General features: G+C 48.7%; 23 protein-coding genes. 12 read left to right on the plus strand and 11 right to left on the minus strand.

Translation table 11 applies throughout. The features are described 5' to 3' along the window. Positions 1–12 precede the first annotated feature (12 nt). Positions 13–939 carry an ornithine carbamoyltransferase gene (argF, locus tag LHF31_RS08905; RefSeq protein WP_303774143.1) on the minus strand — a complete coding sequence of 309 codons (927 nt, stop codon included), beginning with the start codon at positions 937–939 and terminating at the stop codon, positions 13–15. A 299-nt stretch (positions 940–1238) separates the two neighbouring features. On the opposite strand from argF, the gene tkt reads away from it, so the two are divergent. Genes tkt through LHF31_RS08920 form a run of 3 tightly spaced genes read left to right on the plus strand, consistent with a single transcriptional unit; the run spans position 1239 to position 6492 of the window. Then, positions 1239–3251, plus strand: a complete 2013-nt coding sequence (tkt, locus tag LHF31_RS08910) for a transketolase (RefSeq protein WP_363324794.1) — start codon at positions 1239–1241, stop codon at positions 3249–3251. Position 3252: 1 nt separating this feature from the next. After that, complete coding sequence (gene rpiB / locus LHF31_RS08915) at positions 3253–3711, plus strand: ribose 5-phosphate isomerase B (RefSeq protein ID WP_303774144.1); 459 nt, start codon at positions 3253–3255, stop codon at positions 3709–3711. Positions 3712–3717: 6 nt separating this feature from the next. Continuing rightward, the gene (locus LHF31_RS08920; RefSeq protein WP_303774145.1) at positions 3718–6492 is read left to right on the plus strand and encodes a bifunctional transaldolase/phosoglucose isomerase; all 2775 of its coding nucleotides are present in this window, start codon (positions 3718–3720) and stop codon (positions 6490–6492) included. A 76-nt stretch (positions 6493–6568) separates the two neighbouring features. Here the strand turns inward: LHF31_RS08920 and LHF31_RS08925 are convergent, their stop codons facing one another. Beyond that, positions 6569–7465, minus strand: coding sequence for an ROK family protein (locus LHF31_RS08925; RefSeq protein WP_298005720.1), 897 nt, complete (start codon positions 7463–7465; stop codon positions 6569–6571). Positions 7466–7620: 155 nt separating this feature from the next. On the opposite strand from LHF31_RS08925, the gene LHF31_RS08930 reads away from it, so the two are divergent. Continuing rightward, on the plus strand, positions 7621–8799 hold the full coding sequence (locus LHF31_RS08930; RefSeq protein ID WP_298005723.1) for an aminotransferase class I/II-fold pyridoxal phosphate-dependent enzyme: 1179 nt from the start codon (positions 7621–7623) through the stop codon (positions 8797–8799). A gap of 39 nt (positions 8800–8838) precedes the next feature. Here LHF31_RS08930 and LHF31_RS08935 read toward each other — a convergent pair whose 3' ends face one another. Together LHF31_RS08935 and corA are read right to left on the minus strand one after the other, a co-directional pair. After that, complete coding sequence (locus LHF31_RS08935; RefSeq protein WP_298005726.1) at positions 8839–9672, minus strand: DegV family protein; 834 nt, start codon at positions 9670–9672, stop codon at positions 8839–8841. A gap of 7 nt (positions 9673–9679) precedes the next feature. Then, positions 9680–10657: a magnesium/cobalt transporter CorA gene (gene corA, locus LHF31_RS08940; RefSeq protein ID WP_298005729.1), complete on the minus strand. Its 978-nt coding sequence runs from the start codon at positions 10655–10657 to the stop codon at positions 9680–9682. 183 nt (positions 10658–10840) lie between these two features. Here corA and LHF31_RS08945 point away from each other — a divergent pair, with 183 nt between their 5' ends. Next, positions 10841–11143: an SCP2 sterol-binding domain-containing protein gene (locus tag LHF31_RS08945; RefSeq protein ID WP_298005746.1), complete on the plus strand. Its 303-nt coding sequence runs from the start codon at positions 10841–10843 to the stop codon at positions 11141–11143. On the opposite strand, the gene LHF31_RS08950 is transcribed toward LHF31_RS08945, so the two are convergent. Beyond that, positions 11140–11490, minus strand: a complete 351-nt coding sequence (locus LHF31_RS08950) for a metal-sulfur cluster assembly factor (protein WP_298005732.1) — start codon at positions 11488–11490, stop codon at positions 11140–11142. The two genes, LHF31_RS08945 and LHF31_RS08950, sit on opposite strands and share 4 nt — an antisense overlap. Further along, positions 11487–12128, minus strand: a complete 642-nt coding sequence (locus LHF31_RS08955; RefSeq protein WP_298005735.1) for a metalloregulator ArsR/SmtB family transcription factor — start codon at positions 12126–12128, stop codon at positions 11487–11489. Before LHF31_RS08955 ends, LHF31_RS08950 begins: the two co-directional genes overlap by 4 nt. 154 nt (positions 12129–12282) lie before the next feature. Between LHF31_RS08955 and sufC the strand changes: the two genes are divergently transcribed. The 7 genes from sufC to LHF31_RS08990 are packed head-to-tail and all read left to right on the plus strand — an operon-like array spanning position 12283 to position 18214. After that, entirely contained in the window at positions 12283–13053 is a 771-nt protein-coding gene (sufC, locus tag LHF31_RS08960; protein ID WP_298005737.1) for a Fe-S cluster assembly ATPase SufC, read from the plus strand. 27 nt (positions 13054–13080) lie between these two features. Next, positions 13081–14493 carry a Fe-S cluster assembly protein SufB gene (gene sufB, locus LHF31_RS08965; protein WP_298005740.1) on the plus strand — a complete coding sequence of 471 codons (1413 nt, stop codon included), beginning with the start codon at positions 13081–13083 and terminating at the stop codon, positions 14491–14493. Positions 14494–14506: 13 nt separating this feature from the next. Continuing rightward, positions 14507–15880, plus strand: coding sequence for a Fe-S cluster assembly protein SufD (gene sufD / locus LHF31_RS08970; protein WP_303774146.1), 1374 nt, complete (start codon positions 14507–14509; stop codon positions 15878–15880). A 48-nt stretch (positions 15881–15928) separates the two neighbouring features. Beyond that, positions 15929–16228, plus strand: coding sequence for a hypothetical protein (locus LHF31_RS08975; protein ID WP_298005257.1), 300 nt, complete (start codon positions 15929–15931; stop codon positions 16226–16228). Between the two features lie 3 nt (positions 16229–16231). Continuing rightward, positions 16232–17455, plus strand: a complete 1224-nt coding sequence (locus tag LHF31_RS08980) for a cysteine desulfurase (protein ID WP_298005253.1) — start codon at positions 16232–16234, stop codon at positions 17453–17455. 8 nt (positions 17456–17463) lie between these two features. After that, positions 17464–17871 carry a Fe-S cluster assembly sulfur transfer protein SufU gene (gene sufU / locus LHF31_RS08985; RefSeq protein WP_298005250.1) on the plus strand — a complete coding sequence of 136 codons (408 nt, stop codon included), beginning with the start codon at positions 17464–17466 and terminating at the stop codon, positions 17869–17871. Position 17872: 1 nt separating this feature from the next. After that, on the plus strand, positions 17873–18214 hold the full coding sequence (locus tag LHF31_RS08990) for a non-heme iron oxygenase ferredoxin subunit (RefSeq protein ID WP_298005247.1): 342 nt from the start codon (positions 17873–17875) through the stop codon (positions 18212–18214). A 47-nt stretch (positions 18215–18261) separates the two neighbouring features. On the opposite strand, the gene LHF31_RS08995 is transcribed toward LHF31_RS08990, so the two are convergent. Genes LHF31_RS08995 through LHF31_RS09015 form a run of 5 tightly spaced genes read right to left on the minus strand, consistent with a single transcriptional unit; the run spans position 18262 to position 22226 of the window. Then, positions 18262–18933: a PIG-L deacetylase family protein gene (locus tag LHF31_RS08995; RefSeq protein WP_303774147.1), complete on the minus strand. Its 672-nt coding sequence runs from the start codon at positions 18931–18933 to the stop codon at positions 18262–18264. Positions 18934–18939: 6 nt separating this feature from the next. Further along, positions 18940–19740 carry a class I SAM-dependent methyltransferase gene (locus LHF31_RS09000; RefSeq protein ID WP_298010129.1) on the minus strand — a complete coding sequence of 267 codons (801 nt, stop codon included), beginning with the start codon at positions 19738–19740 and terminating at the stop codon, positions 18940–18942. 58 nt (positions 19741–19798) lie between these two features. Further along, the gene (gene hypE / locus LHF31_RS09005; protein ID WP_298010127.1) at positions 19799–20890 is read right to left on the minus strand and encodes a hydrogenase expression/formation protein HypE; all 1092 of its coding nucleotides are present in this window, start codon (positions 20888–20890) and stop codon (positions 19799–19801) included. Continuing rightward, complete coding sequence (hypD, locus tag LHF31_RS09010; protein WP_298010125.1) at positions 20887–21984, minus strand: hydrogenase formation protein HypD; 1098 nt, start codon at positions 21982–21984, stop codon at positions 20887–20889. The genes hypE and hypD overlap by 4 nt, the downstream gene beginning before the upstream one ends. Further along, positions 21981–22226 (minus strand): HypC/HybG/HupF family hydrogenase formation chaperone, encoded by a 246-nt coding sequence (locus tag LHF31_RS09015; RefSeq protein ID WP_298010122.1) that lies wholly within the window; start codon positions 22224–22226, stop codon positions 21981–21983. The genes hypD and LHF31_RS09015 overlap by 4 nt, the downstream gene beginning before the upstream one ends. Positions 22227–22228: the final 2 nt, after the last annotated feature.

The following is a 22228-nucleotide window of genomic DNA, read 5'->3' on the forward strand; positions in this document are numbered from 1 at the left end:
TCCTTCTATTCATTACCCTGCTTGGAATAATCGAACCAGAATGGCTTTTTGGGCATGCAGCCGGTTATGTGCCTGAGGGAAGAGAGCAGAATGGGGTCCATCGGCAACTGCATCGGTAATTTCCTGTCCACGATGAGCAGGTAAGCAGTGCATCACGATGCAGTCCTTGTCCGCTTCGCTAACCAGTTGCTCATTTACCTGGTAGGGAGGAAAGACCTTTTCGCGTTCTCTGGCTTCTGCTTCCTGCCCCATGCTTGTCCAGGTATCGGTATAGATGACTTGAGCATTCTTAACGGCTTCATGGGGATCTCGGGTGAAACGCACTTTTGACCCGCTCTGAGCCGCAAATTGCAATCCCAGTTCGACAGCCTGTTTGGGCATGTCATATCCTTCGGGGCCGCTGTGGGTGAAATTCCCGCCCAGTTTGGTGACGATGTGCATCAGTGAGACACACACATTGTTTCCATCGCCCACAAAGGTCACATTGATTCCCTTGAGCGTGCCGAACTTTTCCAGAATGGTCAGTGCATCTGCCATAGCCTGGCAGGGGTGGTCGTAATCGCTCAATCCGTTGATCACCGGCACGCTTGCCCACCTGGCGAGTTCCAGAACATGTTCGTGGGCGAATACTCTAGCCATGATGGCGTGAACATATCCGGAGAGAACCCGCGCCACATCAGCGATGGATTCCCGTTGACCCAGACCAATCTCGTTGGGAGAGAGATACAGCGCATCTCCTCCCAGGTGGCGCATTGCCATATCAAAACTTACCCGGGTACGTAAACTGGGTTTCTGGAAAATCATTCCCAGCACTTTCCCTTTTAGAAGCGGGGGGTTGCCTCCTGAAAAGTACTCCTTTTTGAGTTGAATTGCCAGATCCAGCATGCTTTGGAGTTCTTCGGGGGTGAAATCTTGAATACTGATGAAATCTTTTTTCATAACCACTCCTGTTTATCATAAAGTCGTGGAATCTGCTGTAGTATAACATAAGCGAATATATCTCCGCATCCGTCATTCGAATTGCCTTTGACTGAATAATGTCACAACCTGGAGTCGTTTTGATTAAAGTCAGGGGATAGGTACAGTTGCCTGTTTCTAAAGATTGAGAAATTCGTGCTGGATACGGGTAAATCTCCAAATCAGTTTGGATGGGCGGTGGTAAAATTATCCAGATTTTTTATTAATATTAGCAGGTGAACAACCTGCATTTTCATCAATCTATTTCAAGGGGCGGCATGATGGAAACAAAAGAGTTTCAAAACAAAGCCTTAAATACCATCCGATTTCTTTCTGCCGATGGTGTTCAGAAAGCCAATTCGGGGCATCCCGGATTACCCATGGGCGCTGCTGCAATCGCCTACACAGTTTGGACAAGACATCTAAGGCACAACCCGGCGAATCCAAAATGGTTCAACCGCGATCGCTTTATCTTATCGGGCGGACACGGTTCCATGCTTTTGTACAGTTTATTGCATTTGACCGGGTATGATCTCCCACTGGAAGAACTTCAACAATTCCGTCAGTGGGGTAGCCGCACTCCAGGACATCCTGAATATGGATTGACCCCGGGTGTGGAGACTACAACTGGACCGCTCGGACAGGGGTTCGCCAATGGTGTAGGTATGGCAATTGCCGGGAAACATTTGGCGGCAGTGTATAACCGTCCTGGTCATGAAATCATTAATTATTTTGTCTATGCTTTAGTCACTGACGGAGACTTAATGGAAGGTGTAGCCGCAGAAGCCGCTTCTCTGGCAGGGCACCTGAAGTTAGGAAACTTGATTTATTTATACGATGATAACCGCATTTCCATTGAGGGCTCCACGGAGGTTGCTTTTACCGAGGATCGTGCCAGGCGTTTTGAAGCCTACGGATGGCAGGTGCTTTTTGTTGAAGATGGGAATGATGTTGATGCCATTGATGCGGCGATTTCGCAGGCGAAAACCGATCCAAGACCCAGTCTTATCATTGCCCGAACGCATATCGGTTATGGTTTGCCCACCCGACAGGATACTGCCAAAGCCCATGGAGAACCCCCGGGGGAAGAAGAACTGCGAGGCGCAAAACAAAAACTTGGCTGGCCTCTTGAACCAATGTTTTACATTCCCGAAGATGTGCTGGTGTTTTTCCGTCAGGCTGTAGAACGCGGCAAGCGTTGGGAAGAAGAATGGCAAGCCAGATGGATAGCCTATCGCCAGGAATTTCCGGATTTAGCCTCCGAGTTGGAACGGCGAATTCAGGGGAATTTACCTGCCGGATGGGCTGATGATTTACCTGAATTTCCGGCGGATCCAAAAGGAATGGCAACCCGGGTTGCCTCTGGTAAAGTCATCAACGCGCTTGCCGCTCGATTGCCCGAATTAATGGGTGGCTCTGCCGATTTAGCGCCTTCGACCATGACGTGGATCAATTCATCCTCTTCTTTCCAGGCTGAATCACCTGAAGGGAGGAATTTACAGTTTGGCGTTCGTGAACACGGCATGGGTGGAATTGTGAATGGGATGGCTTACAATGGCGCTTTCATCCCCTTTGGTTCAACTTTCCTGGTGTTTGCGGATTATATGCGCGCAGCCATTCGTCTGTCCGCGCTTTCGCATTTGGGTTCCATCTGGGTTTTTACCCACGACAGTATTGGATTGGGAGAAGATGGTCCTACCCACCAGCCCGTTGAACATCTGGCAAGTTTGCGGGCAATTCCCAATCTGGTAGTCCTCCGTCCGGCAGATGCCAATGAAACCCGAGAAGCGTGGAAAATTGCCATCGAACGACGCGATGCTCCCACAGCACTGGCGCTCTCCCGTCAACCTGTGCCAACGCTGGATCGAACTGAATGCGCTCCGGCGAGTGGTGTTGCCAGAGGCGCTTACGTACTGGCAGATTGGGGAAGTCAATCCCCTGAAGTGATTCTGATGGCATCAGGTTCGGAAGTGTCGCTCATCTACGAAGCTGGCAAGGAATTGGTCAAACAGGGCGTTTCTGTACGCCTGGTTTCTTTCCCCTCCTGGGAATTGTTTGCCCAGCAAGACCTGTCCTATCGGGAAAGTGTTTTACCCTCCCGGATTAAACATCGGATTGCCGTGGAGGCAGGTGTGGGCATGGGATGGGAACGCTGGGTTGGCTGTGAGGGGAAGGTGATTTCAATTGAGCGATTTGGCGCATCTGCCCCCTATAAAGTCATTTACCAGCAGTTGGGGTTAACGGTAGAAAGAATTGTTGAGGAAGCACGTTCTCTTTTGAAGGGAGGGCACTGAAATGCGCATAGCCGTTGCATGTGACCATGGCGGTTTCCCCCTGAAAGCCACTGTCCTTCGGGTAGTTCAGGAAGAAGGGCATGAAGCGATGGATCTGGGCGCATACGATGCTCAAAGCTCCGACTATCCTGATTTTGCGGAGAAAGTTGGAGAAGCCATTCTCAGTGGAAAAGCGGAGCGTGGGATTCTGATTTGTGGCTCGGGAGTTGGTGCCTGCATCGCGGCAAATAAAATCCGTGGTGTTTATGCGGGAGTCTGCCACGATACTTATTCCGCCCACCAGGGCGTTGAGCATGATGACATGAATGTCCTCTGTCTTGGCGCAAGGATTGTGGGAGAAGAACTTGCCAAGGAACTGATTCGGGCGTTTCTTCGAGCACATTTTTCTCAAGAAGAACGCCATGTTCGTAGAGTGCAGAAAGTCCGTAAAATTGAGCAGAAAGGAGCGGTTCAACCGTAAGGAATTATGAGCAACCGATTCCAGGAACTGTTACAGGCAGGTCAATCGCTTTGGTACGATAATATTCAGCGCTCCCTGATTAAGAACGGGGTACTGAAGCAAATGATTGAACGGGGTGAAATTCGAGGTATCACCTCCAATCCTACAATATTTAATCTGGCAATCTCTAAATCCAATGATTATGACTCTGCAATTGCTCCTATGGCATGGGCTGGCTGGACAGCCGAGGAGATGTTCTACCAACTGGCGGTAGAAGACATCCAATCTGCTGCTGACCTGTTCCTGCCTCTTTATCAACAAAGCAATCGCGCAGATGGTTATGTGAGTCTGGAGGTGAGCCCGTATCTTGCCAGAGATGCTGAAAACACCCTTCGAGAAGCGATTGAACTATGGAAGCGGGTCAACCGCCCCAATTTGATGATTAAAATTCCCGCTACCCGGGAGGGATTGACAGCCATTCGTGAGGCTATTGCACAGGGTATTAATGTGAATGTGACCCTGATTTTCTCCCTCGAACGCTACCGCGAAGTGATTGAGGCTTATCTGGCTGGACTGGAACAGCGCATCCAGGCTGGATTACCTGTTGACACCATTGCTTCAGTGGCGTCTTTCTTTGTGTCCCGGGTGGATACCAAAGTAGACGCTCTTCTGGAGAAAGGGATTGCAGAAGGAAAACTGGGGGAGGAAGCACGCGCTCTCCTGGGGAAAACGGCAATTGCCAATGCCAGGCAGGCGTATCAAATATTCAAAGAGGCGTTTAACTCCCCTCGCTTTCACGCGCTGGCTCAAAAAGGATCGCAGGTGCAGCGTCCCCTTTGGGCTTCGACCAGCACCAAGAATCCGAATTACCGGGATGTGCTGTACGTAGAAGAACTTATCGGTCCATTTACCGTCAATACCGTTCCCCCTCAGACCCTGGATGCCTTTCGTGATCATGGGCGGGTTGCCTTAACGCTCGAACAGGGGATTGAGGAAGCCCGGGCGCATCTGGAAGCCCTCGAGCGGTTGGGTATTTCTATGGCGGTGGTTACGGCTCAACTGGAAGATGAAGGGGTTAAAGCCTTCGCCGATTCATTTACAACCCTCTTACAGACGTTAAACCAGCGCAAAGAGGAATTTAAGTCTGCTCTGGGCCCTCTGGCTGAGTCCGTTTCTCAACGCGTAAAATCCTTTGAAGATATCCAGTTTCCTGAACGGTTTCATCGTCACGATCCTACACTCTGGTCTTCACTTCCGGAAGATCAAGAGGAAATCCTCAAGCGGATGGGCTGGTTGGAAGCACCTCAAACGAGCCGCGCTCTCATCCCTGCCATTCAGGAATTTGCCCGCGAAGTGACAAAAGCAGGATTCACTCATGCGGTGTTGTTAGGCATGGGAGGCTCTTCTTTAGCCCCTGAGGTCCTGCGCCAGGTTTTTGGGGTTGGAAAGATTGAGGATCGTCCTGCCCTGGATTTGCTCATCCTGGATTCCACAGATCCTGCTCAGGTACAGGCAGCAGAAGCCTGGTCGCCTATAGAGAGGACTCTTTACATCGTTTCCAGTAAATCAGGAACCACCATAGAAATTACAGCCTTTATGGAGTATTTCTGGAAGAAAGCCGAAGAGCGCTGTGGGGCGGAAGCCGGTACTCATTTTATTGCCATCACCGATCCTGGAACAAAACTGGAAAAGATTGCCAGCGAACGCAGGTTTCGCAAAGTATTTCTGGCAGATCCAATGGTTGGTGGGCGTAATTCAGCGCTTACGGCTTTTGGACTGGTACCTGCTGGTTTACTTGGAATCCCTCTGGATGAGTTTTTATCTCGCGCCCAGCAGGTTGCAGAAGAATGTGCTCCCGGTATTCCAGCAGGACGCAATCCCGGATTGGTGCTGGGGGCAATCATGGGAGAGGCTGCTTTGTCAGGGCGGGATAAAGTTACCTTCCTGGCAGATAAACTATGGCAGCCGTTAGGTGCCTGGCTGGAGCAACTTATTGCTGAAAGCAGTGGAAAGAGAGGTAAAGGTATTGTTCCCGTTGACCTTGAGCCTTTCTATCCGGCTGATGTGTATGGGAAAGACCGTTTGTTTGTTTACTTACGTGCAACGGGCGAGAAAGATGCGATGGTTCGCCAGCTCGTGCAATCAGGACACCCGACGGTTGTGCTCACAGCAGAAACCCCCATGGATCTGGCGGGAGAATTTTACCGATGGGAAGTTGCCACAGCAGTGGCTTGCTCCATCATTGGCGTGAACAGTTTTGATCAGCCCGATGTTCAGGACAACAAAGATCGAAGTGTTAAGAAAATTCAATCTTTCCATGAGACCGGGGTACTGGAACAGGAGAAACCGGCATGGGAGAAAAATGGGGTACAGGTTTTCAGCAAAGACCCGGTGCATGGGATGTCTCTGAAAGAAGTTGTCATGCGGTTCCTTCAAAACGCTTCTCAGGGAGATTACATTGCCATTAACGCCTATTTGCCTCGTAATTCGGAGATGCAGACCCAACTGGGAAAACTGCGCTACTGGATTCAGCAGTTAACCGGTTTGCCCACTACTCTGGGGTTTGGCCCTCGTTTTTTGCACTCCACCGGGCAGTTGCATAAAGGCGGGGCAAACAATGGCGTTTTCATCCAGATTACCGCTGACCCACAATTCGATGTCGAAATCCCGGGGATGAACCTGACTTTTGGGCAACTGGAACGGGCTCAGGCTTTGGGCGATTACGAGTCGCTGGTGGCTCGAGGCAGGCGGGTCATTCGGATTCACCTTGGCAAGGAATCTCCCGAAATTCTGGATTTCTAGGGTCATCTTCCCTTAAAAAGCAAGGCGGAGCAGGGAAAGCATCACCTGCTCCGCCTTGGCTTTACAAACTTATCATTCAGATAATCTGTTGTGCCATGGCTAAAGAGCCCAGAATCCCGGAGCGATTTCCCAAACCGGGCGGCACAATGTACTGGTCAATGTTCTCCAAAAGAGTTCTGGCTTGTACATAACCATTCAGGAGAGTGATGACCCTTTGACGAATTGCAGGGAATAAATGGGAGCGTTGCATGACTCCGCCACCCAGAATCACTTTTTGTGGAGAGGTGGTAAGAATCAGGTTGCTCACAGCCAGAGCGATATATTCGGCTTCCAGAGCCCAGGCGGGGTGGTCATCGGGTAATTGATGTCCGGGCATTCCCCACCGCTTTTCCAGCGCAGGGCCGGAAGCCAGACCTTCAAAACAGTCTCCATGATAGGGGCAGTTTCCAATGAACGGGTCTTTTTTGAGATCGTGAGGAATACGCATGTGACCGATTTCAGGATGCACCAGTCCATGAATCGGTTTTCCGTTTACCAGGATTCCCCCGCCAATCCCCGTGCCTATGGTGATATAAATAAAATCACTGAGCCCCTTTGCGGCTCCCCACGTGGCTTCGCCAATTGCCGCACCAACGACGTCATGTTCAAAGGCTACCGGGAGATTGAGGGCTTTACGCAATGTTCCCACAACATTGGTGTTTTTCCATCCCGGTTTGGGGGTGGTGGTGATAAATCCATATGTGGGGGAATGAGGATTTAAATCAATTGGACCAAAACAAGCGATTCCCAGGCTTCGTAATTTTTCCCGGTATTTTTCCTGTTGTTCTTTGAAAAATGCTATGGCTTTTCCAAGGGTCTCTTCTGGATGAGTGGTTGGAATGCGAATTTCTGCCCGGATGTCATCAGGCCCCGTCCCAACCGCGCAGATAAACTTGGTTCCACCGGCTTCAATACCACCTGCGAGTTTCGACATATGCCCTCCCTGATAAATGTCCTTTATTCAAATTATAAGCATAAACCATCCGACTTAACCAGCCTTAATCCGGTATAATCTATTCGTGCTCTGATTCATTTTTTCTCATATCAGAGCAAGATTATTTTTTTCATTCTACCTGATGAGGAATTCATATGGACATCTTTGAGAAAACCCGTCAATTTACTGCCGCAAAGGAGGCAATAAAGGAAGGGTATTACCCATATTTTATCCCACTGGATGAAAATGAGGGCACTGAAGTTGTGTACAAAGGGCACCGGCTGATCATGTGCGGCTCCAACAATTATCTGGGGCTAACCACACACCCCAAAGTGCGAGAAGCCGCTGAGCAAGCCATTAGAAGATACGGTACCAGTTGCACCGGCTCACGTTTTCTGAACGGTACTCTGGAAATGCACGAGGAACTGGAACGCCGGCTTGCTAAGTGGGTGAAAAAGGAAGCCGCCCTGGTATTTTCTACCGGTATGCAGGCAAATTTAGGAGCGGTTTCGGCAATTGTTGGGCGAGGGGATTACGTGATTCTGGATAAGGATGACCACGCCAGCATCGTGGATGGAGCGCGGTTGAGTTTTGGAGAAATTACCCGTTTCCGCCATAATGATGTGGCTCATCTGGAAAAAGTCCTCCAATCCTTACCAGAATCTGCCGGTAAACTGGTGGTTGTGGATGGTGTCTTCAGTATGGGTGGAGACCTGGCGCCGTTGAAGGAAATGGTACCCGTGTGCCAGAAATACGGAGCAAGATTAATGGTGGATGATGCTCATGGTATGGGCGTGATGGGGAGAGGGAGAGGAACTGCTGAAGAACTGGGTGTAACTGACCAGGTGGACCTGATTATGTCCACTTTCAGCAAATCCTTTGCCTCGCTGGGTGGTTTTATTGCTGGAGATGAAGATGTTGTTCATTACATCAAACATCATGCCCGTTCATTGATCTTTAGCGCCAGCATTCCACCGGCAAATGCTGCTGCGGCTCTGGCGGCGCTGGAGATCATGGAACAGGAGCCCGAGCGAGTCCAGCGGGTCATTGATATTGGTAAGAAGATGAAGGCAGCCTTTGAAGAGATGGGTTATAACACCGGAAATTCGCAAACTCCCATCATTCCTATCATCATTGGTGATGATCAAAAAACTTTCTTTTTCTGGAAAGCCTTGTTTGAAGCAGGCGTTTTTGTTAACCCGGTAATTTCTCCGGCAGTACCTCCTGGAATGCAGTTACTGCGCACCAGTTACATGGCCACTCACACAGATGAACAACTGGACCGGGTGCTGGAAATTTTCTACCAGATTGGCAAACAAATGGCGATAATATAAAACGAGAGCGGGCTTTTCTAAAAAAGCCCGCTCTACTTTTTATTTCAGTCTGTACAGAATACCGATCGTATTCGGGCCACAGTGACTGGCGATGACCGAACCCGCATAAGTAATGAGGATTTCTTCGATGGGAGCGCGGTTTAATAACTCCTGTTTGAGGAATTCTGCATCTTCATCGCAACCCGTGTGGGTAACAAAGACCCTCTTCAACCAGACTTGAGGCAAATCTTTCTCGAAGTCGGAGATCATTGTCATCAGTCCTTTTCGCCTTACTCCCCGGGTTTTTGAACGAACTCCCAGTGTTCCATCTTTACGGACTTCAATGATTGGGCGGATGGACAGCAAACTTCCCATCAGATTTTGCAACGCGGAGCACCTGCCGCCTTTATATAAATAATCAAGGGTATCAATGATGAAAGAAGTACGCACTTTGGGAACTCGTTGGGAGATTTCTGAGGCAATTTGTGCAGCATCATAACCGGCATCTCTTAATTCTGCTGCCTCAATTGCCAGCATCCCGATGCCTGTGGAAAGGTTAAGACTGTCCACAATGTAGATATCGTCCCGTCCAAGGTTCTCTCTGGCAAGAATGGCATTTTTTAAAGTTGCAGAAAGTTGAGAGGAAATGCCAATATACACATGGGGTCCCGGGGCTTCAAACCGTTTCAAGAAGTCTCCGATAGAAGCCGCTGAAGTTTTTGGTAATCTTCCCGTCCTGGAAACAAAATCAAATAATTGAGGAAGGTGAATTTCGACACCATCCAGGTAGGTCTTATCATCCAGAAGAACGTACAGGGGGATGACAGAAAGGTTGTACCGCTCAATTAAAAAAGGGCTTAAATCGGCTGTGCTGTCTGTCCAAATGGTTGTCATAATTCCCTCAAAACCAGTTTCGTTTTTTGAAAAAAAGAATCATTCCTGAAGCGATCAGGATAAAAATAACCCAAACCATCAAATAGCCCAAACGCCACTCCAGTTCCGGCATATATCTGAAATTCATGCCATAGATTCCGGCAACGAAGGATAACGGCAGGAAGATGGTGGAAACAATTGTCAGGGCTTTCATGATTTCGTTCAGCCTTAAGGATGTGGAATTCAGATAGATATCCAGAATCCCGGTGACGATGTCTCTAAGAGACTCCGATAAATCTTGAAGCCGGACAAGGTGATCATAAATATCTCTGAAATAAATCCGGCTTTGCCGGTCTATCAAAGAAAAGTCATCTCTGCTAAGCCGATTGACAATTTCTCGTTGCGGTGCAACCAGTCTACGGAGGGACATCAGGGCGTGTTTTATTTCCAGAGTTTTCGAGAGTACATCTGGAGTAGGAGATTGCAGGACCTGATCTTCCAGATGCTCTATTTGCTCATCAATTTCGTCCAGAACCGGTAAATAATCATCTACAAGGCGATCAAGAATGGCATGGCATAGAAAATCAGATCCGCGGGTGAACAGGCGTTCATCTTTCTCAAGGCGTTGCCATACTGCCTCAATGGGAGAGACGTGCATTTCATGAGCAACCGTCACCACATAATTTTTTCCGAGAAACAGGTCTAGTTCCACCGGGTTTGAAATCTCCCAGTAATTTCCGGGAGGAAGTGCGTGCATAATGATGAATAAATAGTCCCCAAAGTCATCCATTTTGGGGACTTGATAGCCATTGCTGGTACAGTCTTCAATGGTCAGGGGGTGGAAGTGAAACAAATTTCCAAGGATGGTTTGCAATTCTTCTTCCGTGGGTGCGTTCAGACAAATCCACACCAACCCCTCTGGGTCCTGTAATGCTTCTTGTATTTCCCCAGATGAGAGGTTGATCCTTGGGGGATGGTTGTTTGTGTAGTATAACGATCGGATCATGACGCAGAGACTTCCACATTGAACAATGTGAGGGTTATTTTATTCGATTTTCATCGTTTTGTGGGTAACTTTGGATGGCTCTGCGAAAAGATTTGGCAATTCAGTCTATTCCCGTTACAATGAAGAAAAAGAGACAAATAAGAGGAACCGATGCAGGAAATTGACAAAAATCAGATTACCCAGATGTTGCTTCAAGCCTTTCAACCCGAAAAAGCAGCAGGTATGAAAGCCGTCATTCAAATTGAACTCAGTGGGAATCCGGGCGGAAGTTATTACCTTCGGATTGAGAATGGACGCCTGGATGGAGGAGAAGGTAAAGCGGAAAAACCTCATCTGACATTAATTTCAGATGCGCAAACCATTCTGGATTTGCTTCAAAAGAAAAGCGACCCAACGAGTGCTTTTTTTCAGGGTCGCTTGCAGATCAAAGGAGATATGGGGTTGGCGATGAAATTGCTCCAGGTGTTTAAAAATCCTTTGGGTTAGTAAATTCCCCAGTCGTCAATCAATCCTTCTTCCATATAGGAAAAATCCCACATCTCATCTGCCCGGAAGTCAATATGAGTGGGCATGCCTAACACTTCTTCCGTTTTCTGGCGGGTAGTTTCCAGCATTGCTGGACCATATGGACAGAATGGTGTGGTGAGAATCATCTTGATTAAGGCATTTCCATCCTGAATGGTGACATCTCGAACCAACCCTAACTGGATAATGTTTAAGCCAATTTCTGGATCAACAATGGTCCGCAGGGCTTCGGTGAGCGGTTCAACCAGTTCGGGATGTGTGGAGTCAATCCCCCATTCTGGACGGTTATGATTTTGGTTTTCGGTCATCCTGATCTCTCCATGGCGGATTTTTTATTAATGACATAACTGCAGTGAGGATCCCCCGATAACACACAGGAGATTTTCTCAGCAGGGACTGAAAGCATGGTGCTGATCAATTGCTGGTCCACAGCACACACTTCCGGGTGAGATTGCCCGATTTGATAGTACGGACAGGTAATTTCTCGAATGATATATTGATCGTCTTGCTGTTCCAACTCCACAGTGAACCCTTCCTGCGCCAGTAATTGTTTGACGGCTTCCATCTTTTGCTCAAATGGAAGGGTTTTCACTTTTTCTGCTGCATCTGCTGCAATGTCTTCAGCGATTTGCTCGAATAATTTGCTGACCATGGGGGCGGGAAGGGCTTCTTTCAATTGTTCCAGTAAACGGTTGGTTAAACGAAGGTATCGCGAGGGAAACCGCTCCATTCCCTTTTCGGAGAGAGAGTACACCTGGCGAGGTCTCCCCACGCCATGGCGTTCTTCTTCTATGACGATCAACCCTTCTGCCATCAAGGCGCTCAGGTGATGTCTCACGGAAATACCATTAATGCCCGCGGCATCTGCCAGTTCCTTAATGGTAGATTTGGGGTGGGTTAATAACGTATGAAGAATTCTGTCTCGCGTGCTCTTAATCTGTTCCATAGACCTTCTGTCCAACCTTTGATTTGTAGTATAACGATTTCCTGAGAATTTGTCAATATATAAGATTTTTATATTAAATATTGACGCAGGGGTTCTGCTATGCTATAATGCCATCAGTTGATAGGATATTCCAGACGATAAAGGAGTTGAAGTTATGTCTGAGTTGGTCATCAAAAATTTACATGTAGCCATAGAAGGTAAAGAAATTATTCGAGGCTTGGATTTAACCATTCGTCAGGGTGAGGTGCACGCCATCATGGGTCCTAACGGGACGGGGAAGTCTACTCTGGCATATACCCTGATGGGGCACCCCTCTTATGAAGTCACTGAAGGAGAAGTCTGGTTCAAGGGGCAAAACATTCTTGAACTGGAGCCTGATGAGCGCTCTCGCCTGGGCATCTTTCTGGCTTTTCAATACCCGGTTGCTATTCCCGGAGTTACAGTAGCCAATTTCCTGCGCACTGCCATTAACGCCCGGCGTCGCGCTGAAAACCCCGAAGACAAGGGCATCCCCATTCCTGAATTTCGTAAGTTACTCAAATCCAAGATGGAACTTTTGAAGATGGATCCATCTTTTGCTGGGAGATACTTAAATGATGGCTTTTCTGGCGGCGAGAAAAAACGCGCCGAGATTTTGCAGATGGCGATGCTTCAACCGGAAATTGCCATTTTGGATGAGACCGACTCAGGCCTGGATATTGATGCACTCCGCATTGTAGCAGAAGGTGTTAATGCCCTCCGTGGCAAGGATTTAGGGGTGTTGGTAATTACCCACTATCAGCGCATATTAAACTATATTACTCCCGACTTTGTGCATATCATGTTGGGTGGTCGGATTGTAGAATCTGGCGATGCTGAACTAGCCCTTCATCTTGAAGAGCACGGGTACGATTGGGTGCGCGAGAAGTACGAAGCCGTTTCCTAAGTGTCTTAATGGTATCAGGAGGTTGATATGTCGAACTCCCCGCAAAATGACTTTTTAGAGGCGCTGGATGAATATCGGTATGGATTCAGCGATCCGGAGACTTATGTCTTCAAGAGTCAAAAAGGGCTGAGCCGGACGGTCGTGGAACAAATCTCCCACATGAAGGGAGAGCCGCAGTGGATGCTTGAATTCCGCCTTAAAGCCCTGGAGCATTTCTTGAAGCGTCCCATGCCCACATGGGGGGCTGATTTGAGTGACCTGAATCTGGATGATATTTATTACTACGTCAAGCCTACCGACAAAGAAGGACGTACATGGGATGATGTGCCTGCTACCATCAAAGAAACCTTCAACCGTTTGGGGATCCCGGAAGCAGAACAAAAATTCCTTGCGGGTGTAGGCGCTCAGTATGAATCTGAAATGGTATATCACAGTATTCAGGAACACCTTGAAAAGCAAGGGGTGATTTTCCTGAGCATTGAAGACGGCTTGCGTAAGCATCCTGATCTCTTTCGCGAATACTTTGGCACGGTGGTTCCCATTGAAGACAACAAATTTGCCGCTTTGAACAGTGCGGTCTGGTCTGGTGGGTCTTTTGTGTATGTGCCAAAAGGGGTCAAGGTGGACTTACCGCTTCAGGCGTACTTCCGTTTGAACGTTGCAAACATCGGGCAGTTTGAACGCACCCTGATTATTGCAGATGAAGGTGCCCAGGTTCATTACGTGGAAGGTTGTACGGCGCCTCAATACACCACTGATTCATTCCATAGCGGGGTGATTGAAATTGTGGTAAAGCGCGGAGCGCGTGTGCGTTACTCCACCATTCAGAACTGGTCCAATAACGTTTACAATCTGGTCACTCAGCGTGCGGTAGTCTACGCAGATGGGGTCATGGAATGGGTTGATGCCAATCTTGGTTCCAAGGTGACCATGAAGTATCCTTCCTGTTACCTGATGGAACCCGGTGCTCGAGGGGAAATTCTTTCCATTGCCTTTGCAGGAAAAGGACAACATCAGGATGCGGGCGGTAAGGTGGTTCATTTTGCGCCTCACACCAGCAGTAAGATTACTTCGAAGTCAATCAGCAAGAGTGGCGGGCGTACTTCTTACCGCGGTCTGTTGAAGGTGTATAAAGGCGCCGCTGGAGTCCGCTCCAACGTGGTTTGTGATGCTCTGCTTCTGGATGACAAATCTCGCTCAGATACGTATCCGTACATTGAAATTGATGAAGATGATGTCACCATTGGACACGAGGCTTCGGTTTCCAAAGTCGGAGAAGAGCAACTCTTCTACCTGATGAGCCGTGGATTGAGCGAGGAAGAAGCCACCACCATGGTTGTTTCGGGATTCATTGAGCCTCTGGTCAAGGAACTCCCCATGGAATATGCCGTAGAGATGAATCGGCTGATTCAGTTGCAAATGGAAGGCTCAATCGGTTAAGGGAGGAAGAATCATGGCAATGCAGGAAACACCGCGAATCATTACCCGGACTCGTCGGGCAGATATTGCGAAACCCAGGGAATTTCAATTTGACGAGAGTGCGGTAGATTTGTCTTTACCGCATCCTGATTTGGTTGCATATCGTCAACAAGCCTGGCAACACTTTAAAAATCTTCCCATGCCCTCTGTTCAGGAAGAAGCATGGCGCAGGACGGATATACGAGGTTTAAAAGCCGATACATTCCGCTTGCCTCGCAAAGAAGAATACAAAGATCTGACTCCTCCTCCGGATGACCTTCTTCAACCTCTGGCAGATGGTGAACACGGGGGGGAAATTGTCCTGTTCCCCGGTGGCGCCCGCGTTTTCCTGGATGAGGAATTGCAAAAGCAGGGTGTGATTTTTACCGATTATCAGACGGCTTTGAAGGAGCATCCTTCCCTGGTGACAAAAATCCTCGGAAAGGCTGTACAAACGTCCGATGGGAAATTCGCTGCTCTGGCAGGGGCATTGGCACAAACCGGGGTATTCCTGTATGTACCTCGCAACGTTCATCTGCAGACACCTTTGCACAGCCTGTTGTGGGGACCGGGAATTGGACTGGCGCATATCTCTCACATCCTTGTTTACCTTGAAGAAGGGGCTTCGGTAACTTACGTACACGAGTCTGCCTCCCCAACCGAAATGGATCAGTCTCTCCATGCAGGGATTGTCGAACTCTATGTGGGTCCGTCGGCTCAATTAACTTTTGTTGAATTACAGAGTTGGGGTGAGCATGTCTGGAATTTTACCCACGAGCGAGCGCTGGTGGACCGTGATGGCAATCTGGACTGGATTTTTGGCGCTATTGGCAGTCATTTGACCAAGAACTTCTCGGAAATTAATCTGGTTGGCGAAGGAAGTACTGGTAAGATGTCCGGCTTCTACTTCACCGATCATGACCAGCACCTTGACCATGATACCCAGCAAAATCACTTAGCCCCTCACACAACCAGCGATTTGCTTTTCAAAGGAGCACTGATTCAGGAATCGCGGTCAGTGTGGCAGGGAATGATTTACGTTGCCCCTGGTGCTCAAAAGACGGATGGCTATCAGGCAAACCGCAATCTGGTGCTCAGTCCAAAAGCCCGAGCCGATTCCATCCCCGGATTGGAGATTCTGGCGGATGATGTTCGCTGTACCCACGGCGCAACGGTAGGCAAAATTGATGAGGACCAGATTTTCTACCTGGTGTCGCGGGGCATTCCCCGTCCACTTGCAGAGCGGTTAATTGTAGAAGGCTTCTTTGATCCGATTATGCAACGCATCCCATTTGAAGGCGTACGACAGCGCTTCCAGAGGACGATTGCTGAAAAAATGCGCGTCTTCGATGAGCAAATGGGTCGTTAATATTGTATAATTGTCTGGCTTAATAACTTTGCCAGGAGCAAGTAAATTATGGCACAGTTTTCATACATGAAACCGCCTGAAACCAGCAAGACCTATGAGGTTGGGGATGTTGTAGAAGTCTATTGTGACCACGAAAAGGGAGGCCAGCGCATTCGCGGTTGGCTGAAGGGCATTGTGGTTCAGGTAGATGCCAAAATGGTTGCCATTCAATTCCGTTCCAACGTTTTTCTGACCGATGGATGGATGGTTCCTGACCATATCCTCTGGTATCCGGTCAATTCTCCACACGTGCGATTCCCTGGCGAAAAGAAGGGCCCGGGGCGCACAGACTACACAAAGGACTTCTAGGTTATGCTATCTGTTGAAGAAATTCGCAGACAATTTCCCATCCTCCATCGTCAGGTACGGAAAGGGGTGCCGCTGATCTATCTCGATTCGGCGGCAACCTCACAAAAGCCGCTGCAGGTCATTGAGACCATGCAGCGGTTTTACCAGTTAATGAATGCCAATATTCATCGCGGAGTCCACACTCTGGCAGAAGAATCCACGGCGGCTTATGAAAAAGCCCGTGAGAAAATCGCTTCATTTATCGGCGCATCCTCCACTAAAGAGGTTATCTTTACACGCAACACGACAGAAGCCATTAACCTTGTTGCCTATTCCTGGGGCAGAAAATTTTTACAACCCGGGGATGTGATAATCCTGACCGAGATGGAACATCATTCCAACCTTGTTCCATGGCAGATTCTCTCATCTGAAAAAGGCATCAGGCTGGAATTTATTCCCGTACAGGAAGATTTCCTGTTGGATCTGGATGTGTACCGGCGATTACTGGAATTACGCCCCAAACTGGTGGCTTTTACCCATATGTCCAACGTATTGGGCACAATTAATCCTGCAAAGGATATGATTCGCCTTGCTCATGAAGCAGGGGCTTTGACACTTATAGATGGCGCCCAATCAGTTCCTCATTTTGCAGTCAATGTGCGGGATCTGGATGTGGACTTCATGGCTTTTTCCGGGCATAAAATGTGCGGTCCCACCGGCATTGGCGTTCTTTACGGAAAGCAGGAATTGCTGGAAAAAATGCCTCCATTCTTGGGTGGCGGTGACATGATTAAAAAGGTGCTCCTCCGTGATTTTGTACCCAATACCCTTCCGCATAAATTTGAAGCCGGTACACCAGCCATTGCGGAAGCCATTGGCTTGGGAGCCGCCGTGGATTTTCTCCAGGAAATCGGTATGGATTGGGTTCTTGCTCACGAGCAGGAAATTACCGCTTATGGTTTAGAGCGGTTATCTGAAATTCCTGGTTTGAAGATCTTTGGCCCTGATGCCTCACATAAAGGGGGGGTCATCTCATTCACCATGCAAGGCGTACACCCTCATGATGTGGCCCAGATTCTCGATCAGGACGGGATTGCTGTGCGCGCAGGGCACCATTGTGCCATGCCCTTGCATGAGAAATTCCACATTCCCGCCACCACTCGTGCCAGTTTCTACCTGTATTCCCGTAAAGAAGAAGTGGATCTACTGGTGGCTGGGCTGGAAAAAATCCTCACAATCTTTGGATAGGCTCTTTTATGGATGATTTATACCGGGAAGTAATCATCGAGCGTTATAAAAATCCTCTTTACAAAGGGGAACTGGATCCATGCGATATCCGCTTTGAGGATGAAAACCCGCTCTGTGGAGATCATATCCGAATAGACTTGCGGGTGGATGACCAGAATAGGGTTACCGAGGCGGCTTTCAGTGGACATGGATGCGCGATTTCTCAGGCATCAGCAGATCTCCTGCTCGAGTCCATCATTGGAAAATCCCTGGACGAGGTCAAGGCTCTTACTAAAGAGGATGTGCTTGACCTTCTGGGAATTGAACTGGGACCGGTGCGGTTAAAGTGTGCTTTGCTTTCTTTAAAAGTCTTGAAAGCCGGAGTGTACGGACTGGGCGAAGCACCCGATGATCTTGTTGGCGAGGGTATTGAGTGATATGAATGACTCTTCCAACGTTGAATTTTTGCAAATCGTTGAGCAATCTGAACTTCCCCCTGGAGAACGTTTGTTTGTCGAAGTAGAAGGCGTACCCATTGTTCTGTTCAATGTAGGCGGGCAATTCTATGCCATTGGGGATGTCTGTACTCACGATGATGGTCCTCTGGGAGAGGGTGAACTGGACGGCTACTGCATCCGATGTCCCCGCCATGGCGCCAGATTTGATATTCGCAATGGCAAAGCGCTTTCCCTGCCTGCTGTTGAAGATACGCTTTCATTCCCGGTGCGCGTTGTCAACGGATGGATTGAACTGGGGTTTCCTAGAAAATCCAAGTATTAATATTGACTGGAAAAAGTAAAAAAAGGCGGCTAAAGCCGCCTTTTTTGTTATTCTTCGCATGCGTTCAGCATTTCCTTACAGCCAAAGGCTCCAACAATTCTCAATATGTCGAACCCCTCGGCATACGGTCTTTCGCAGATGGCACCGTTTCGAATGAGCGTTGCACGGGTAATCTCTGGATTAAAGTAGTACCTCTCAGCGTAGGTTTTATATTCAGCAAGGGCTTGAATCTTTCGATCGACATCCTGCTGGCTGACTTCTACCAGAAAACTGGGGAAAAAGCCGTAACTGCTGCGAATCACGTCAAAGCCCAGCACAGTTTTTCCTCTGAAGGCTCTCAATGCTTCTTCGGTGACTGTGCCGTGGTCCTGATGAATGTCGGCTCTGGTATGAACGAAAATGATATCGGGTTGGAATTTGCGATTCCAATCCAGTAAGTATTCCAGAATCTCCTGCCGATAATGGGGAAATCGCCGGGTTTCGAACGGACCCAAAATCGCCCATTCCCTGGGAACGCCCAGAACATCCATGCTGCGATAATGTTCTTCGACCAGATTTTTCAGGGCGGGATTTTTCTGGTTGTCCGAGAGGGTTACACAGCGAATTTCGGTGTGGGGAACGATATGCGCAATCAATGCCCCACATCCCAGTTCGATGTCATCTGGATGTGCACCCAGGAAGAGAACCCGGCGCCCATAAAAGATCATGTCGTTGTTCATCGTGATTTACTTCGTAGCGATAAATCCGCCTACCACCTTGGTCATAACCAGTTTTCCATCGCGTTCAATACGTGCTCTGGCAACCTGCTCAATTTGCTTCATGATGGTTTCAAATTCCTCTTTGGTATTAAAGAGGCTGTTCCACAGCTTGCGATCTTCGGAGAGAGATGCACGCGTGTATGCAAGGAAAGGTTCGACAGTCTCAAAGGTAAGAGGATTTTCGAAAATATGTGTCTCAACCTTCGAGAACAGTTTTTCAATCGCGCCGAAAATTTCCGTGCTGTAGCGGGAACTTCCCGGCATGGGAGGAATGGGTTTTCCAGTGGCTTCCCGAATGATGTCGTAAAAGACTTGCTTATTGGTGGGCATTGGCCCGGTTGTGAACAACCGTCCGCCAGGTTTCAGTACCCGGTGCATTTGTTCAATAGTAAAAGGAATATTTTCTGCATAGTAAATGGCGAAACAGCAAGATACCAGGTCGAATTGATTGCTATCCAGAGGAAATACCTCATTGAAGTTCAATTCGGAAAATTCGACCTTGCGATTGGTTTTCTCTGCGATCTGGCGCGCTTGCCCAAGCAATTCTTCGTTGATATCTACACCCAGAATAGAGGCTTCCCCACCAAGAAAATCGTAAAAAGAAAAGCATTGTTTTCCAGCCCCACAGCCTACATCCAAGATACGCATTCCCTTTTGTAAGGGAAGAATGTCCAGCATCCATGCATCAATGTCTTTTGCGCCATACTGGTTGTGAATATTGATGCGAGTTTGCAAATCGTTCGTTGTTTCGTGGTATTCAATTTTCATGGTTCTCTCCTTAAGAAGAATTGGAATTTAATTATACCAGGCCTTTTTTCGATCTTTTTCAGCAGATTCTCGGTAGAATTTCTCCAGAAAGACTCTCAACAATGCGGGTTGAACCGATAACGGTACGCATCAGGACTTTGCCGGGGTTCTCGGCAATTACTTTTCCAATGATCTGGGCTTGAGCGCCGTGGGGGTGCTCTCGTAGCGCCTCCAAAGCGGTGTGCGCTTCACTTTCTGGCACAATGGCGAGAATCTTGCCCTCATTGGCAACATAGAGGGGGTCAAAACCCAGCATTTCACACATGGAACGTACTGCTGGATTGACCGGTAATGCCATCTCATCTAGCAGGATGCCCACCTGACTTTGTGAGGCAATCTCATTGAGGGTTGTTGCCACTCCACCTCTGGTGGGATCCCGCAGGACATGAGTGTGAGGTGCTGCTTTCAGCAATTGTTTAATCAGTTGGTTGAGGGGAGCGACATCAGATTGAATGGGGCTTTGAATTCCCAAATCTCCCCGCGCGGTCAGGATTGCCATACCATGGTCTCCCATTGTACCCGAAATCAGCACCAGATCGCCTGGTTGGGCATTGGCTCCATGGATATCGCAGTCAGAAGGCAACCACCCGAATCCGGTAGTATTGATAAATACTCCATCCATCTTGCCTCGTTCGACCACTTTAGTGTCCCCGGCGACAAATGTCACGCCGGCTTCTTCGGCAGTTTTTTGCATCGAAGCGAGAATCTGCTCCAGCAATGCCACAGGAAAGCCTTCTTCAAGGATGAAAGAGGCTGTTAAGTACAATGGAGTGGCGCCAGAAACAGCAACATCATTGACTGTGCCAGCGACAGCCAGGCGTCCGATGTCTCCGCCCGGAAAAAACAGGGGGAAAACCACATGGGAATCAGTTGAGACAATCAGTTTTCCCTGGCTTTCAGGAAGTTCAGGCAAAGCCAGCCTTGCAAAGTCATTCCCTGCAAGGAGAGCAGGACTGGAAAGGTATTTTTGAAAGACCCTGCGAATTAAATCGTGGGTCATTTTACCGCCGCTCCCGTGCCCGAGAACAATTTGTTCGTTATGCGGTAGAGGCAAGGGACAGGCTAGCCCCTGATAATCAGGGAGTTGTTGACTCTCGTTTAAGTCGTTCATGACCTGATAATCCTGGAGTAACGATAGAATGCAGAACAAGCGCCCTCAGCTGAAACCATTGGGGCCCCCAATGGATGTTCGGGAGTGCACTGTGTACCAAAGGCAGAACATTGATGGGGTTTCTTAACCCCCTGAAGGATTTCGCCGGCAATACAGAGGGGCGATTCGTGAGTCTGAATATGCCCAACCTGGAAGCGGTGCTCTGCGTCAAATTTTTTGTAGGCTTCGCGCAACCCCCAGCCGCTTAGCGGAATGAGACCGATACCGCGCCAGTTTCGGTCCACCGGCATAAATACCTGATCAATCATTCTTTGTGCAGGTTGATTTCCTTCTCGCTGAACAGCACGGGGGTAAGCGTTATACACTTCCGCTTTGCCGTTTTCCAGCAATTCAACGGTTTTTAAAATGCCCAGCAAAATATCCGCGGGTTCAAAACCGGTCACGACGATAGGCACCTGATACTTTTCTGCAATGGGTTCATATTCCCAGTAACCCATCACCGTGCAAACATGTCCTGCCGCCAGAAACCCCTGAACCCGGTTGGAGGGGGAACTCAGGATGGTATGCATGGCAGGGGGAACGCGAACTTGAGAGACCAGCAGAGAGAAATTTCCAAGGTTTTGTGCCTGCGCCTGAAGGATTGCCGCTGCGTTTGCGGGTGCAGTGGTTTCAAATCCAATTGCGAAAAACACCACTTGTTTATCCGGATTTTCCCGGGCAATCTGTACCGCATCAATGGGGGAGTATACTACCCGGACATCTCCTCCTCTGGCTCGTATGGAAAAGAGATCATCCGAACTACCCGGGACACGTAACATATCGCCAAAAGAAGTAAAAATGACATCTTTCTGGCTGGCAATTGCCAGGGCTTTGTCAATTTGTTCCAGTGGAGTTACACACACAGGGCATCCTGGTCCATGAACCAGTTCGATTTCGGGAGGAAGAACCTGATCGATTCCATAGCGGAGAATGGCATGCGTTTGCCCGCCGCAAATTTCCATCAATACCCATGGTTTGCTAACGGTGCGTTGAATCTGCCTTACGATTCCCTGAATGAGATGATGATCTCGGAATGGAAGGTTGATATCACTCATAGGTTTTCTTCTTCATCCAGAGCGGAGATTTCACTGAGTAATTGTAAAGTCTCGCGGGCTTCCTCTTCACTCAACAGGGTAATGACAAATCCCGCATGCACTAAGGCGTATTGGCCAATCTCTGCCTCAGGAACAGATTCAAGGCAGGCTTCCCGAATGGCACCTCCAAAATCAATTTTTCCCATTTTCAACCCGCCTTGCTGATAAATTTCAACAATTTTTCCCGGGATTCCCAGACACATAT

The organism is Anaerolinea thermophila (genome assembly GCF_020723905.1).
GTDB classification, from domain to species: domain Bacteria; phylum Chloroflexota; class Anaerolineae; order Anaerolineales; family Anaerolineaceae; genus Anaerolinea; species Anaerolinea thermophila_A.

Bases quoted from the DNA above. Each gene is read 5' to 3' on its own strand.
- argF (WP_303774143.1), bottom strand. From the start codon at position 939: ATGAAAAAAGATTTCATCAGTATTCAAGATTTCACCCCCGAAGAACTC.
- tkt (WP_363324794.1), top strand. From the start codon at position 1,239: ATGGAAACAAAAGAGTTTCAAAACAAAGCCTTAAATACCATCCGATTT.
- rpiB (WP_303774144.1), top strand. From the start codon at position 3,253: ATGCGCATAGCCGTTGCATGTGACCATGGCGGTTTCCCCCTGAAAGCC.
- LHF31_RS08920 (WP_303774145.1), top strand. From the start codon at position 3,718: ATGAGCAACCGATTCCAGGAACTGTTACAGGCAGGTCAATCGCTTTGG.
- LHF31_RS08925 (WP_298005720.1), bottom strand. From the start codon at position 7,465: ATGTCGAAACTCGCAGGTGGTATTGAAGCCGGTGGAACCAAGTTTATC.
- LHF31_RS08930 (WP_298005723.1), top strand. From the start codon at position 7,621: ATGGACATCTTTGAGAAAACCCGTCAATTTACTGCCGCAAAGGAGGCA.
- LHF31_RS08935 (WP_298005726.1), bottom strand. From the start codon at position 9,672: ATGACAACCATTTGGACAGACAGCACAGCCGATTTAAGCCCTTTTTTA.
- corA (WP_298005729.1), bottom strand. From the start codon at position 10,657: ATGATCCGATCGTTATACTACACAAACAACCATCCCCCAAGGATCAAC.
- LHF31_RS08945 (WP_298005746.1), top strand. From the start codon at position 10,841: ATGTTGCTTCAAGCCTTTCAACCCGAAAAAGCAGCAGGTATGAAAGCC.
- LHF31_RS08950 (WP_298005732.1), bottom strand. From the start codon at position 11,490: ATGACCGAAAACCAAAATCATAACCGTCCAGAATGGGGGATTGACTCC.
- LHF31_RS08955 (WP_298005735.1), bottom strand. From the start codon at position 12,128: ATGGAACAGATTAAGAGCACGCGAGACAGAATTCTTCATACGTTATTA.
- sufC (WP_298005737.1), top strand. From the start codon at position 12,283: ATGTCTGAGTTGGTCATCAAAAATTTACATGTAGCCATAGAAGGTAAA.
- sufB (WP_298005740.1), top strand. From the start codon at position 13,081: ATGTCGAACTCCCCGCAAAATGACTTTTTAGAGGCGCTGGATGAATAT.
- sufD (WP_303774146.1), top strand. From the start codon at position 14,507: ATGGCAATGCAGGAAACACCGCGAATCATTACCCGGACTCGTCGGGCA.
- LHF31_RS08975 (WP_298005257.1), top strand. From the start codon at position 15,929: ATGGCACAGTTTTCATACATGAAACCGCCTGAAACCAGCAAGACCTAT.
- LHF31_RS08980 (WP_298005253.1), top strand. From the start codon at position 16,232: ATGCTATCTGTTGAAGAAATTCGCAGACAATTTCCCATCCTCCATCGT.
- sufU (WP_298005250.1), top strand. From the start codon at position 17,464: ATGGATGATTTATACCGGGAAGTAATCATCGAGCGTTATAAAAATCCT.
- LHF31_RS08990 (WP_298005247.1), top strand. From the start codon at position 17,873: ATGAATGACTCTTCCAACGTTGAATTTTTGCAAATCGTTGAGCAATCT.
- LHF31_RS08995 (WP_303774147.1), bottom strand. From the start codon at position 18,933: ATGAACAACGACATGATCTTTTATGGGCGCCGGGTTCTCTTCCTGGGT.
- LHF31_RS09000 (WP_298010129.1), bottom strand. From the start codon at position 19,740: ATGAAAATTGAATACCACGAAACAACGAACGATTTGCAAACTCGCATC.
- hypE (WP_298010127.1), bottom strand. From the start codon at position 20,890: ATGAACGACTTAAACGAGAGTCAACAACTCCCTGATTATCAGGGGCTA.
- hypD (WP_298010125.1), bottom strand. From the start codon at position 21,984: ATGAGTGATATCAACCTTCCATTCCGAGATCATCATCTCATTCAGGGA.
- LHF31_RS09015 (WP_298010122.1), bottom strand. From the start codon at position 22,226: ATGTGTCTGGGAATCCCGGGAAAAATTGTTGAAATTTATCAGCAAGGC.